Below are 12,403 nucleotides of genomic sequence, written 5' to 3'. Positions count from 1 at the left end.
ATATTACTCCCTGGGTTACCCGGCGGGTATGCGGGGGCGGTTTGTGGGCGGGCAGGGCGCCCGCCGTCTTCTCGATTAGGACTTCAACGCCGACATGGGAGCGCCAAAATTGATGTGGAAAGGTGCTCCGTTGATTACCAGCGCCGGAACAGACTTAACGCCAGCCGCTTCGGCAGCCGCGATCCTGTCCTTTTGCTCGCCAAGATGCACGAGTTCAACCTCGTAGCGATCGGGATCCAGGGCTTCAGCAATCTGATGCTCGGCCTCGACACATACGGGACAGCCAGCGTGATAGAAGGTAGCAGGTGTTTTCATAGTCGATCTCTCCAAAAAAATAAATATCGATGGGGAACTGCCCCCACTCGCGCCACCAATGACGGTAGCCATGCGAGCCCGCCATTATAAACGCGGGCTCATCCTTGTGCCAGCGCTCCCTCATCGAGGAGCCGGAAGTAACTGTACCCTATCGATATTTCAGGAATGAGGCTGGAGTGAGAGCGCCAATGAATAAAGTCTGTTTTTACTTTCGCCGCTGATTTCCGCAGTCAGCCTCACCGCCTGCTTGAGGGGCAATTCGTGCATCAGCAGCTGAAGCGTGCTGCGCGCCTGTTCGCTCAGCTCGGTTTCCTTCGGAGGCTCAGCCCCCGACAAAATGAGTACGAACTCGCCCTTGCGGCGGTCGGAATCAGCCTCCAGCCAGGCAAGCGCCTCACCCAGGGCGCAGCCATGAATGGTCTCGAACACCTTTGTCAGTTCCCTGGCAAATGTAATCCTGCGATTCCTTCCAAATACTTCCGTCATATCCCCTATACACTCGAGAATACGATGTGGCGCTTCGTAAAATATGAGGCTGTAGGGATGCGGCTTCAGGTTGGCAAGCGCCCGCCGTCGCGGACCGCTGCTGGTCGGGAGGAAACCGTAAAACAGAAAATGTGGATTGGATATGCCGGCAACGGATAGGGCGCACGCTGCCGCATTGCAACCCGGAATCGGCACGACTTTGAAACCCTGCTCCCTTACAAATCTGACGATCAGCCCACCCGGATCCGAGATTGCCGGAGTGCCCGCATCCGTTACGATCGCCACCGTTTTGCCCTGCGAAAGCAGGCCGGCAATTTTTGCAAACAATGCACTTTCGTTATGGCGGTGCAGGGCGAACAGCGTTTTTGAGATGGCGTAGCGTGCAAGCAGATGCTTTGTCGTACGGGTGTCCTCCGCCGCAACGACGTCAACCGCTGCAAGCACATCGAGGGCTCTCAATGTGATATCGCGCAGATTGCCTATGGGTGTGGCGACCACGTATAAGGTAGCGGGAATTACAATTGCTTTAGATTGATCCATGCGGTTCCACAGGCTCTGTTCTGAGGATGGTTATCAATGACTGGATTTAAAATATCCATTGCGTTTGATTCCCCATGCAAACTGGGGCTGGAATTGATGCTTTTTGCAAGGATAGCGGGAAATGACCCTTAGGTTGAAGGGGAACCAGGCCGAGCGGTACGCGGAAGCGTTTCTTGCCGGGCACAGGCTGGTGCTGGTACAAAGAAACTACCGATGCCGTTTTGGTGAAATCGATCTCATCATGCGCGATGGAGAAACTCTCGTGTTTGTCGAAGTGCGGATGCGTACGAACCGGAATTTTGGGGACGCAGGCTCCAGTATCACTTTATCGAAACAACGCAAGGTGGTGCGTGCAGCCCGGCATTATCTGCTTTCGCTGAGAACCGAGCCCTGTTGCCGCTTCGACGCCGTGTTGTTATCCGGCAATGAGGGGCGCGACATCGAATGGATCAGGAATGCTTTTGATGTTAACTATTCGTAATACGGGTTGCGGCTTTGAACTAATGCATGCCCTCGCTAGCATGGACACTCATTCCGTTTGAAATATTCTTTTTTTAAGGGCATCATTTTACTGGTTTCCCGAGATGCCTGTGGCGTGGCCTGAACTTTCAACGCACCGCTTGCCGTAGCCGGGATCCCGATATATCTTTAGCGCGGATGCATATTATTGTACGTTTATCGTTTATTGGGGAGATCGATGCAATATCTTGATTTGAAATCGCTCTTGCTGGTTTTTTTCCTGCTTCCACTTTTGTCTGGCTGCGGCCTGATAGCCGCCGGGGGGATGGCGGCCGGGGTTGGAACGGGGATTGCAATGTCTCAGGACCGCCGTACAAGTGGTATGTTTGTAGAGGATGAGAGTATCGAGTTTAGAAGCGGTCAGCGTATCAGTGAGAAATTCAGCTCGAACGTTCACGTGAACGTCACCAGTTTCAACCGGAACGTCCTGCTCACCGGCGAGGCGCCTTCTGAAACAATAAAAGAAGAAATTGGCGATCTCGTGAGCAACGTTGAAAACGTGCGTCATGTAACCAATGAAATTACTGTGGGCAGCCCAAGCTCATTTACCTCCCGCGGCAATGACACATTGATCACTTCTCTGGTGAAGGGGCACTTTATGGACTCGGGGCGGTTTCAGGCTAACCACGTCAAGGTTGTCACCGAGGAAGGCATTGTCTATTTGCTTGGACTTGTAAAGGGAGAGGAAGCGGAGAATGCAGAAGAGCTGGCCAAGCGGGTCGACGGTGTCAAGAAGGTGGTGAAGGTGTTCGAGTACATGGAGTAAGCTTCCAGTCTTGCTGAAGAAGACGAGTCGACTTTCCAGTTCCGCATCGTGGAATGATCTGTCCTTTCACCCGTCCTTGACGCTTTCTACCACACATATTGCGCGGCTTTACAAGCTGTTTCCACCGGATCGGATCTATACCGATCCGGTGGATTGTTATGCGTATGCATACGATAATACCCGGAAGGTTTTTCCGCCCGATGCCGTGGTATTTCCATTGTCTGCCCTGGAAGTTCAGGCGGCAGTGAAATTCGGTAACGAGACGGGGATTCCGCTTGTACCTCGGGGGCGAGGCACCGGCACCTCGGGGGGCAGTCTTCCGGAATCCGGGGGAATTGCGTTATCGCTGGAACGGATGGTGCGCGTTACCAAAATTGATCCTGCCAATCGCGTACTCGTTGCCGAACCGGGGGTCATAAACCAGACAGTGCAGGATATAGCAAGAAGGCATGGTTTCTTCTGGCCCCCCGATCCTTCCAGCGCGGCTTTTTCCAGCATAGGGGGAAACCTTGCGACCTCGGCCGGTGGACCCCGTGCGGTAAAGTACGGAACCACCCGAGACCATGTGCTGGGAGTGAAGGCAGTTACCGGCAAGGGCCAAGTGATCCGGACGGGCTGCTATACGACCAAGGGCGTCGTGGGATACGACCTCACCCGACTTCTGATTGGCTCCGAGGGTACACTGGCAGTTATTACCGAAGCCACCCTCAAGCTCACTCCGCTTCCCCAGGCGTTGGGAGGCGTGACCGCTTATTATAGCGACCTCGCCGGTTGCACAGATGCTATTGTCCGCATCATGACGCTTCCGCAGACCCCGAGTGCGCTCGAGTTTCTCGATGCGGGGTCCCTCAACCTGATAAGGAGCCGGTTTCCCGGTATGCTTCCTGCCGATGCCCACGCCATGCTGATGATTGAAGTGGATGGTACCGAGCATTCGGTCGCAGAGTCACGTAACGCTGTTCTCAGCGCTTGCGGGGGCAGCGGATTGATTCAGGCCACGCCCACGGCAGATGCTGCAACGCTGTGGCGAGCGAGAAAAACATTATCGCCGTTATTGAGGGATATTGCGCCAAAAAAAATCAATGAGGACGTCGTCGTGCCGGTTTCGGCTCTGCCAGAGTTTCTGCTGGGACTCACCAGGTTGAGCGCGAAGCATCGCCTTTCCAACGTCAATTTTGGTCATGCCGGAAACGGCAATATCCATGTCAATCTTTTGGTGAATCCGGACTCCACGGGCGAGATGCAGCGGGCGGAAATGTGCCTGAACGAGATATTCGACCTTGTAATCGAACTCAACGGCACCTTGTCAGGGGAACACGGCGTCGGGAGCGAGAAAAGAGCATATATCGGAAAAGAGATCGATCCGGTCACCATGGAACTCATGAAGGAGATCAAACGCGTGTTTGACCCCAACAACATTTTGAATCCCGGAAAGCTGTTTCCATAGACACGCGTATCCAGCTTGCGAATCGGCAACGGGAATTTTCCGCATCTGTTCAACTGTTCAATTCAAGATTAGCAAAATGCCTTTGCTAACCCGAAGTTTTCAAGAGCTGGGAGATGTCGTGGGCGAAGACGTCTGCGCCTTTATCATTACTGACGTATAGCCGCAACTTCCCCTTTGTATCGTAGATGTAGGTTCCGGTGGAGTGGTCCACGCTATCATGCTGGTGGGCACCGCCTTGTTGTTTCTGGTAGACGACGTTAAATTCTTTCGTGGTCTTCTTTATCGCGCGTTCGTCGCCATACAGTCCGAGGAAGCTAGGATTGAAGGCGGACAGATATGCTTTCAGGACTTCAGGCCGGTCGCGCTCGGGATCGACGGTAATAAACAGCACTTGCACACGGGACGCATCGGCGCCCAACATATCCATCGCCGCCGCAAGATTTCCCATGGTCGCAGGACAGGCATCAGGACAGTGAGTGTAGCCGAAAAATACCGTGACGACCTGCCCCTTGAAGTCGGCAAGGGTTCGCATCTTACCGTTATGATCGGTGAGGTTGAAATCTTTGCCGAAATCGGCGCCGGTAATGTCCGTCGAAAGAAACGCCGGCTTTTCTGTCTTGCTACAGGCCGAAAGGAGCGGGGCCGTCAGTAGCGCCGCTGCTATCCATACTACAAGTCTGTAATAGTGCGGTCGATGCCTCACGCATGTCCCTTAGAAACGTATGTAATGGTCTACCAGGAGCACCGCGAACAATCCTGCCAGATAAAGGATCGAGTAGCGAAACGCGCTGCGGGCCAGCTGGTCGCTGTAGTTGAGGTAGATTTTTACTGCATAGTATAAAAATATCACATCCAGCACTATCGCGCCGGCCAGATAGATAAGCCCACTCATCTGAGTGGCATAAGGCATCAATGTCACCGCGATGAGTATCAGTGTGTACAGCAGAACATGCAGGCGCGTAAATTTGTCGCCGTGGGTTACCGGCAGCATCGGCATCCCAACCTTTGCATATTCAAGTTTGCGATAGAGTGCAAGCGCCCAGAAGTGGGGCGGCGTCCAGGCGAAAATAATCAGAAATAAAAGCAGAGCGTCAGCCGACACTTCGCCCGTTACCGCTGCCCAACCCAGAACTGGTGGCATTGCTCCGGAAGCGCCGCCTATGACGATATTTTGCGGGGTCATCGGCTTCAAGATCACAGTGTAGATGATCGCATAGCCGACAAAGGTTCCAAGCGTGAGCCACATGGTCAGCGGATTGACCAGTTGATGCAGTATCAGCAGACCCGCGCCGCCAACAAGCGCCAGGAACACAAAGGTTTCAGGCGAGGTAACGGTACCGCGGGGGAGCGGACGCCCCCGCGTGCGGGCCATGACAGCATCGATTTTCTGCTCGACAAGGCAATTGACAGCTGCAGCAGCTCCCGCAACGAACGCTATCCCCACCGTAGCAAAAATGAGCGTATCCAGGGGTACAACGCCCGGAACGGACAGAAACATGCCTATAACGGCCGTAAAAACAATAAGCGATACAACTCGCGGCTTGGTTAACCGGTAAAACTGCTGCACACGCGAAGCAGTTTGCTGCCAAGCAATACTCGTTGTAGCCATAACGTTTCGTCTCCTATTATCGCGGGCTCGGTGCCCGGCGTTTCGACAAATCAATGTGAATCACGACTGGTCTATATGCAAGAGCAGCCCCCGCTGCTCACACCCATCCAGTCGCCGTATCTTTCAGTGTTTCATATCCGTACCCATTGCATGCTCCAACTGAGATACCTTGAGCAGCCGCTTGATGTCTTTCGCCATCTTTCCAGGATCAGGATCCTTTGGAAATCGCATCATCAGATTTCCGATGGGATCTATCAGATAAATATGATCATGCTGTGAGCCGACGGCTGGAACCTCCTTGAGCAACTCGCTGTTTTTCGCCAGGATGACGTGCATTCCCTCGTAGTCGCTCAGTACTTCGGGGGAAGGTTTCTGCTCATCATCGATCAGCCACAACCGCTCGATGCGATCCATTTCGGTATTCTGATAGGTACGAACCTGACGCATGTAATAGAGCTTCTTCTGGCATTGCTCGTCACACGCACCCGAGTCGATCGACATCAGCACCCACTTGCCGCGAAGGTCGCGCATTCGAAAAATTGTCCGGTCCGCGTCGTTCAGCCCCGTCCCTTTCAATTGCCTGACCTCGATCAGGTCTCCGTAATTTACGGTTTGAGGCCGCACATTCCAAAAATAAAGCATATAGGAAGCGACAAAAGGCGCGCTCAACACTAGCGCCAACAGTATCAGCGTCCGTCTATTCTTTTTAGTAACGCTCTCGTTTGACACTTAACACCAGATAAATAATCAATACGGCGAGAGCCATCGCAAACCATTGGAGGGCATACCCGATATTCTTGGCCGAGCCGGAATCAGGTCGAGGCCATTCCCGCACGAAACCATCATTCGCTTGATCCTTCTGCAGGATCATCACCGGCTGTAGCTTCAGGCCAGTGCTGCTTCGATAACGTTCGAGGTCCAGGTTTTCCCATACCCGGCCGGAGACCTGATCGGGAGACAATTCCAGAGTCTTTTGCATTGCTGTCGTCGCAATGCCTGAAACCAAAATCTTCCCACCGGGTGTAGTCACTTCCGGCAATTTACTCCGATCGCGGGTTGCCGCTATCCATCCCCGGTTTACCAGAACATGCATTTCACTGTTGCCGATCCTCAAGGGAGTCACAATCTGGTAGCCGGCGATACCCTTGTATATCTTGTTATCAAGATATATCGTGTATCCCGGTACGTATTCACCCTGGGCTTCAACCTGACGGTATTGAAAATCTTCAAGCTTTACCGGGTGATCAGGGAGTGTAATGGTCGGTTCCTGTGAAAGACGGTCAAGCCGCTCCTGCCGGGACTCTTTTTCCTGCGCCCGCGAGAGCTGCCAGTTACCAAGTTGCACCATAATCGTTATCACAGCTATTGCAGCTACTGTTGACCATAATCGTGGCGTAAAACGCCAGCCTGAAATAGTCATTGGATAGGATGCTAAACTCGGCTAAACTTCTTCCTGAAGACCTAATAATTCCGGGATCAAGCCTTGAAAATCGTTATCGTACTGCTTCTGTTTCTCATATTTGCCAGCTTGGGGTCCGCGCTCTACTACCTGGTCAAGGACAAGGGACACGACACCCGTGTTGTCAAGTCCCTGACCTTGCGTATTGGATTATCGCTTTTTCTGTTCACCCTTTTGATGCTGGGGACCTACTTCGGCGTTATTCCACTTGAGTGACGGTCCCACCTGGATGATTACCTGACTGTTCTTATATCAGCCAATAAACAAATATGAACAGGCCCAGCCAGACCACGTCCACGAAGTGCCAATACCAGGCGACGCCTTCAAAGCCGAAATGATTCTCGGGTGAAAAGTGGCCCTTCAGCACACGGCACCAGATGACGAACAACATAATGGAGCCGACCGTCACGTGGAAGCCGTGGAAGCCGGTCAGCATGAAGAACGAGGCGCCATAGGCTCCCGTGGTTAACTTGAGATTCATCTCCGAGTAGGCGTGCCCGTACTCGTACGCCTGCAGTCCCACGAAGAGGAATCCGAGGGCGAATGTAAGAAACAGGCCCAGTTTGAGCTGCCCGCGCTTGTTCAGCTTCAGTGCCCAGTGCGCCCAGGTGACGGTCACGCCCGAGGTCAGCAGCAACAGGGTATTGAAAGCTGGAAGACCCCAGGGGCCCATCGGCATGAACTTCTCGGTGATGCCGGGACCTGCCGTGGGCCATTCGGCGGTGAAGTCGGGCCACAGTATTTTGTTGTCCAGGTCGGCAAGGTCCGGAACGGAATGCATGCGCATGTAATACAGCGCGCCAAAAAAAGCCCCGAAAAACATGACTTCCGTAAAGATGAACCAGCTCATTCCCCAGCGGAAAGACTTATCGACCTGCTTGTTGAATTTGCCGCTCTCGCTTTCGCGGGCAACGGTGCTAAACCATCCGAAAAGCATGTAGACGAGTATGGCAAAGCCCGTCGCCAGCAATCCATAACCCAGCGGGATCCTGTTGACCGAAAGCGCGGCGCCGAAACCCATGAATAACAGCGCTATTGACCCAGTAATGGGCCAGGTCGACGGCGCTGGAACGTAGTAGTGACCTCCTCCTTGTTGGCTCATGCTCTTTCTCCTGCGTATTTGAAATTGATTCTAAGTTACTATTTTAACCACTAATACCAAGGTCATGACGAACAGCGCGGCACCGATGAGGCCGCCGATGATTACCTGCGCCGGCGTCAGTGAACTCGCATCGCTGTCGAGGTCAGTCTGCTTGCGCACCCCAAAAAAAGCCCAGAAGACCGCTTTCGTTATCTGGAGCAACGTTCCTTTGGGGGGCTGTTTGTTATCGTCTTTCAAAGCTGGTTCGCGTTGATATCCAAGCTGGCAGTATTATCGTTACCCAACTCGAAAAAGGTGTACGAGATGGTAACCGTATTGATATCGGTTGGCAGACCGGGTTCGATCAGGAACTGAACCGGCATTTGCCGTACCTCCCGTGGTTTCAATACCTGTTTGCTGAAACAGAAACACTCGAGTTTTTTCAAGTGTTTTCCCAGTAACTGAGGGCTATAGCTGGGTATCGCCTGGCCGCTGATCTCCCGGTCGGAATTATTTCTCACTTCATAGACCACCTGTGTCAACTCGCCCGGATGCACCCGCACACTGGACTGCAGAGGCTTGAACTGCCAAGGCAGCCCCCGTGTGTTGGCATCCAGTTCCACCGTTACCCATCGAGCCATATCAACCTGGGTATTCTCCGCCAGCGTATCCGCCTGTAACAGGTTATTGATACCCGTAACTTCGCAGATCTTCTCATAAAACGGGACGAGTGCGAAGCCGAAACCGAACATGATTACAGTAAAGATCAATAACTTCCTGAGTACGACGGAATTCGCTTCAGTTACGTTCATGGCCAGTTTTTCACAATAACCGCGACAAAGAGTGCAATTACGGTGGCGAGCAGAAAGAGGGCTGTCCTGATTGCGGCGCGCCTTCTTTCTGCATCGTCCTTCATATTATTCCCCAATTCTTAACGAATAACAGGAGGAGTTTCGAAGGTATGGTACGGCGCCGGCGAGGGCAGGGTCCACTCCAGTGTTTTTCCGCCCTCCCAAACTTCCGAGGAAGCTTTCGCGCCACCCCGAATGCATTTCAGCACGACGTAGAGGAAGAGCAATTGGCTCAAGCCGAATCCAAAGGCCCCTATACTCGAGATCATGTTGAAGTCCGCAAATTGCAGCGCATAATCAGGGATGCGGCGCGGCATGCCGGCCAATCCCAGGAAGTGCTGCACGAAGAAGGTGAGGTTGAAGAAGAACATCGACAACCAGAAATGCCATTTGCCCAGCGTCTCGTCATACATGTGACCCGTCCACTTCGGCAGCCAATAATAGGCACCCCCAAACAAGGCGAACAGTGCACCGGAAACCAGCACATAATGGAAGTGAGCAATAACGTAGTAGGTATCCTGCACCTGGATATCAATCGGGACAACGGCGCAGACTACCCCACTGAAGCCCCCAAGCGTAAACAGAAAGATGAAACCAACGGCGAACAGCATGGGTGTTTCAAAGGTCATGGAACCACGCCACATCGTGGCGGTCCAGTTGAACACTTTCACCCCAGTCGGAACCGCGATCAGCATGGTGGCATACATGAAGAACAGTTGTCCGGTTACCGGCATGCCTGCGGTGAACATATGGTGCGCCCAGACGATGCAGGAAAGAATGGCGATGGAAGCGGTTGCATACACCATCGAGGAATAACCGAACAGCGGTTTGCGCGCAAAGGTTGGGATGATCTCTGAGACGATACCAAATGCCGGCAGGATCATGATGTAGACTTCCGGGTGCCCGAAGAACCAGAAGATATGCTGGAACATCACGGGGTCGCCACCACCTGCGGCATTGAAGAAATTGGTGCCGAAGTTACGGTCGGTCAGCAGCATGGTCACCGCACCAGCGAGCACCGGCATGACCAGCACCAGCAGATAAGCGGTAATCAGCCAGGTCCACACGAACATGGGCATCTTCATCAGGGTCATGCCAGGGGCGCGCATATTGAGAATGGTGGTGATGATGTTGATCGAGCCCATGATGGAAGAGGCGCCAAGTATATGAATGGCGAAAATCATCATGTCCGTCCCGATACCCATTTGCACCGACAGCGGAGGATAGAAAGTCCAACCCCCGGCTGTCGCACCTCCAGGCACAAAAAACGAGCTAAGTAGCAGCAGCGCCGCGGGAGGCAGCAGCCAGAAGCTCCAGTTGTTCATTCGCGCGAAGGCCATGTCGGGAGCGCCGATCATCATCGGTATCTGCCAGTTGGCAAAACCGACGAAGGCCGGCATGATGGCGCCGAACACCATCACCAAGCCATGCAATGAGGTAAGCTGGTTAAAAAATTCGGGATTGACGATCTGTATACCCGGCTGAAATAACTCGGCCCGGATGGTCAGCGCCATCACGCCCCCCGTGAGGAACATGATGAAGCTGAACCAGAGATAAAGCGTACCGATATCCTTGTGATTCGTGGTAGTCAGCCAACGCATCAAGCCCGTGGGATGATGATCGTGGGCGTGTGCAACGTCGTGATCGTGTACTGCTGCCATGGTTTCCTCCTTGAGGCTATTATCTGTGTTGATTGATTTCGGATGGCTGGACGGCATCGCCCGTCGAATTGCCGAAGGAATTGCGCTGATAGGTGATCACCGAGGCAATATCCACGTCCGACAGATGCTTGAATGGGGCCATTGCCGTGCCGCTCTTGCCGTTCATGACGATATTGATGTGGCCGTCCTTGGGCCCGGTGGCAACCTTCGATCCGGCGATGGCGGGGAAGGTGCCGGGCACGCCCTGCCCGTTGGCCTGGTGACAGGCCGCGCAGTTGGCGTTATACACCGCTTCGCCCTTGGCCTTGAGCTCGTCCAGCCCGAACTCCTTGTTGACGTCCACCGCCACTGCCGCCAGCTTGGTTTTCTGCTCTGCCACCCAGGCAGCGTATTTCTCAGGCTCCACCGCCTCTACCACGATCGGCATGAAGCCATGCTCCTTGCCGCACAACTCGGCGCACTGGCCGCGATAGGTGCCGGGCTTCTCGATGTTGAACCACACGTCACGGATGAAGCCCGGGATGGCATCCTGCTTGACGCCTAGCGCCGGTACCCACCAGGCGTGCAGCACGTCATTGGCAGTGATCAGCACGCGCACTTTCTTGCCCGTCGGCACCACCAGGGGCTTGTCCACTTCCAGAAGATAATTCTCCCCCTTGGGCGCCGCATTCTCGATCTGCGCCTTGGGCGTGGCAAGGGCGCTCAGGAAACCAATGCCCTCCCCTTCACCCGTCAGGTAGTCATAACCCCATTTCCACTGATAACCCGTCGCCTTGACCGTGATGTCCGGGTTGGACGTATCCTTCATGGCAATCACGGTCTTGGTGGCAGGAAAGGCCATGCCGATCAGGATCAGGAACGGGATCGCCGTCCAGATGATCTCGACCGTGGTGCTGTGATGGAAATTGGCCGCCTTATAGCCCTTGGATTTGCGATGCTGGATTACCGAATAGAACATCACGCCGAACACGCCGACGAATATCGCCAGGCAAATCCACAGAACCAGCGTGTGCTGGTCGTAGATCTGCTGGGCAATCACAGTCTGCGGCTCGGGCAGATTTAACTGGTAGGGGTCGGCTGCCGCCAGCGCCAGTCCTGAATTCCATGCGACCGCCACAATCCCCGCTACACCTGCTGCTGCTTTACTGCTCATATTTCCCCCCACTTGATTACTGATTACAGTACGAGCCAATCTTCCAAAATCTCACAATGTTCGACCCATTACGCAATGCTTTCGGACAGAACATTTCCATGTGTGTCCGCTCAGATCGCCGTAACCGGCTACAAGCTGGCGGATATCTGATCTGTCCGGCATAATATCCATATTGCGAATGTCGGTAATTGTGTTATTCTATGGCTTATGCGAATTCAAACATTAAGAACAACGGCATGTCGATAAGTTCAAAGTTTCGGTTCGAAGTCTCAGCTAAATTTTACGCAGCCATTTCGAATCCGAAATCGCTTTCTGACTCACATTGATAACGCATCATGAAACCCAGAACGGCAAGAGCCACGCGGCACCCTTGCACGCTTTAAGTTCATGTCATGATTTCCCAGACATTCCATTCATTCCGCTTATTCCATCCGACTTGATTCAAGCAGGATGAATGAGCTCAAAAATGACTCAAACGCCCATTTCATGCGGATTTAGCCAGTCGCCCCTGTTCTG

Annotated in this window: 15 protein-coding genes; 4 read left to right on the top strand and 11 right to left on the bottom strand. The window is 53.5% G+C overall.

The annotated features are described in order from the left end of the window. Nucleotides 1-75: 75 nt before the first annotated feature. Together NMUL_RS01025 and rsmI are read right to left on the bottom strand one after the other, a co-directional pair. A complete protein-coding gene (locus tag NMUL_RS01025; RefSeq protein ID WP_041352719.1) occupies nt 76-315 on the bottom strand; it encodes a thioredoxin family protein in 240 nt (79 codons plus the stop codon). Nucleotides 316-474: 159 nt separating this feature from the next. Next, complete coding sequence (gene rsmI / locus NMUL_RS01020; protein WP_011379558.1) at nt 475-1,341, bottom strand: 16S rRNA (cytidine(1402)-2'-O)-methyltransferase; 867 nt, start codon at nt 1,339-1,341, stop codon at nt 475-477. Between the two features lie 121 nt (nt 1,342-1,462). Here rsmI and NMUL_RS01015 point away from each other — a divergent pair, with 121 nt between their 5' ends. From NMUL_RS01015 to NMUL_RS01005, 3 genes are all read left to right on the top strand, one after another. Next, the gene (locus NMUL_RS01015; protein WP_011379557.1) at nt 1,463-1,822 is read left to right on the top strand and encodes a YraN family protein; all 360 of its coding nucleotides are present in this window, start codon (nt 1,463-1,465) and stop codon (nt 1,820-1,822) included. Nucleotides 1,823-2,038: 216 nt separating this feature from the next. Continuing rightward, nucleotides 2,039-2,626: a BON domain-containing protein gene (locus NMUL_RS01010; protein WP_011379556.1), complete on the top strand. Its 588-nt coding sequence runs from the start codon at nt 2,039-2,041 to the stop codon at nt 2,624-2,626. Nucleotides 2,627-2,684: 58 nt separating this feature from the next. Further along, nucleotides 2,685-4,073 carry an FAD-binding oxidoreductase gene (locus NMUL_RS01005; RefSeq protein ID WP_049783132.1) on the top strand — a complete coding sequence of 463 codons (1,389 nt, stop codon included), beginning with the start codon at nt 2,685-2,687 and terminating at the stop codon, nt 4,071-4,073. An 85-nt stretch (nt 4,074-4,158) separates the two neighbouring features. Here the strand turns inward: NMUL_RS01005 and NMUL_RS01000 are convergent, their stop codons facing one another. The 4 genes from NMUL_RS01000 to NMUL_RS00985 all read right to left on the bottom strand — a co-directional run bounded on the left by NMUL_RS01000 (nt 4,159) and on the right by NMUL_RS00985 (nt 7,102). Next, complete coding sequence (locus tag NMUL_RS01000; protein ID WP_011379554.1) at nt 4,159-4,776, bottom strand: SCO family protein; 618 nt, start codon at nt 4,774-4,776, stop codon at nt 4,159-4,161. A 9-nt stretch (nt 4,777-4,785) separates the two neighbouring features. Beyond that, the gene (cyoE, locus tag NMUL_RS00995; RefSeq protein WP_011379553.1) at nt 4,786-5,682 is read right to left on the bottom strand and encodes a heme o synthase; all 897 of its coding nucleotides are present in this window, start codon (nt 5,680-5,682) and stop codon (nt 4,786-4,788) included. Between the two features lie 123 nt (nt 5,683-5,805). Continuing rightward, entirely contained in the window at nt 5,806-6,354 is a 549-nt protein-coding gene (locus tag NMUL_RS00990) for an SCO family protein (protein WP_238529921.1), read from the bottom strand. Nucleotides 6,355-6,388: 34 nt separating this feature from the next. Continuing rightward, complete coding sequence (locus NMUL_RS00985) at nt 6,389-7,102, bottom strand: SURF1 family protein (RefSeq protein WP_041352314.1); 714 nt, start codon at nt 7,100-7,102, stop codon at nt 6,389-6,391. Between the two features lie 63 nt (nt 7,103-7,165). Here NMUL_RS00985 and NMUL_RS00980 point away from each other — a divergent pair, with 63 nt between their 5' ends. Next, the gene (locus tag NMUL_RS00980; protein WP_011379550.1) at nt 7,166-7,357 is read left to right on the top strand and encodes a twin transmembrane helix small protein; all 192 of its coding nucleotides are present in this window, start codon (nt 7,166-7,168) and stop codon (nt 7,355-7,357) included. Between the two features lie 31 nt (nt 7,358-7,388). Here NMUL_RS00980 and NMUL_RS00975 read toward each other — a convergent pair whose 3' ends face one another. The 5 genes from NMUL_RS00975 to coxB form a co-directional block, all read right to left on the bottom strand. Further along, on the bottom strand, nt 7,389-8,243 hold the full coding sequence (locus tag NMUL_RS00975; RefSeq protein ID WP_011379549.1) for a cytochrome c oxidase subunit 3: 855 nt from the start codon (nt 8,241-8,243) through the stop codon (nt 7,389-7,391). 30 nt (nt 8,244-8,273) lie between these two features. Then, on the bottom strand, nt 8,274-8,480 hold the full coding sequence (locus tag NMUL_RS00970; protein ID WP_011379548.1) for a DUF2970 domain-containing protein: 207 nt from the start codon (nt 8,478-8,480) through the stop codon (nt 8,274-8,276). Continuing rightward, a complete protein-coding gene (locus NMUL_RS00965; protein WP_011379547.1) occupies nt 8,477-9,034 on the bottom strand; it encodes a cytochrome c oxidase assembly protein in 558 nt (185 codons plus the stop codon). Before NMUL_RS00965 ends, NMUL_RS00970 begins: the two co-directional genes overlap by 4 nt. A gap of 119 nt (nt 9,035-9,153) precedes the next feature. Then, the gene (ctaD, locus tag NMUL_RS00960) at nt 9,154-10,734 is read right to left on the bottom strand and encodes a cytochrome c oxidase subunit I (RefSeq protein ID WP_011379546.1); all 1,581 of its coding nucleotides are present in this window, start codon (nt 10,732-10,734) and stop codon (nt 9,154-9,156) included. A gap of 19 nt (nt 10,735-10,753) precedes the next feature. Then, entirely contained in the window at nt 10,754-11,887 is a 1,134-nt protein-coding gene (coxB, locus tag NMUL_RS00955) for a cytochrome c oxidase subunit II (protein ID WP_011379545.1), read from the bottom strand. Between the last annotated feature and the right edge of the window lie 516 nt (nt 11,888-12,403).

This window comes from Nitrosospira multiformis ATCC 25196 (assembly GCF_000196355.1).
GTDB classification, from domain to species: domain Bacteria; phylum Pseudomonadota; class Gammaproteobacteria; order Burkholderiales; family Nitrosomonadaceae; genus Nitrosospira; species Nitrosospira multiformis.
Note: the sequence above shows the minus strand (reverse complement) of the source record. Positions and strands in the feature narration are given on the sequence as shown.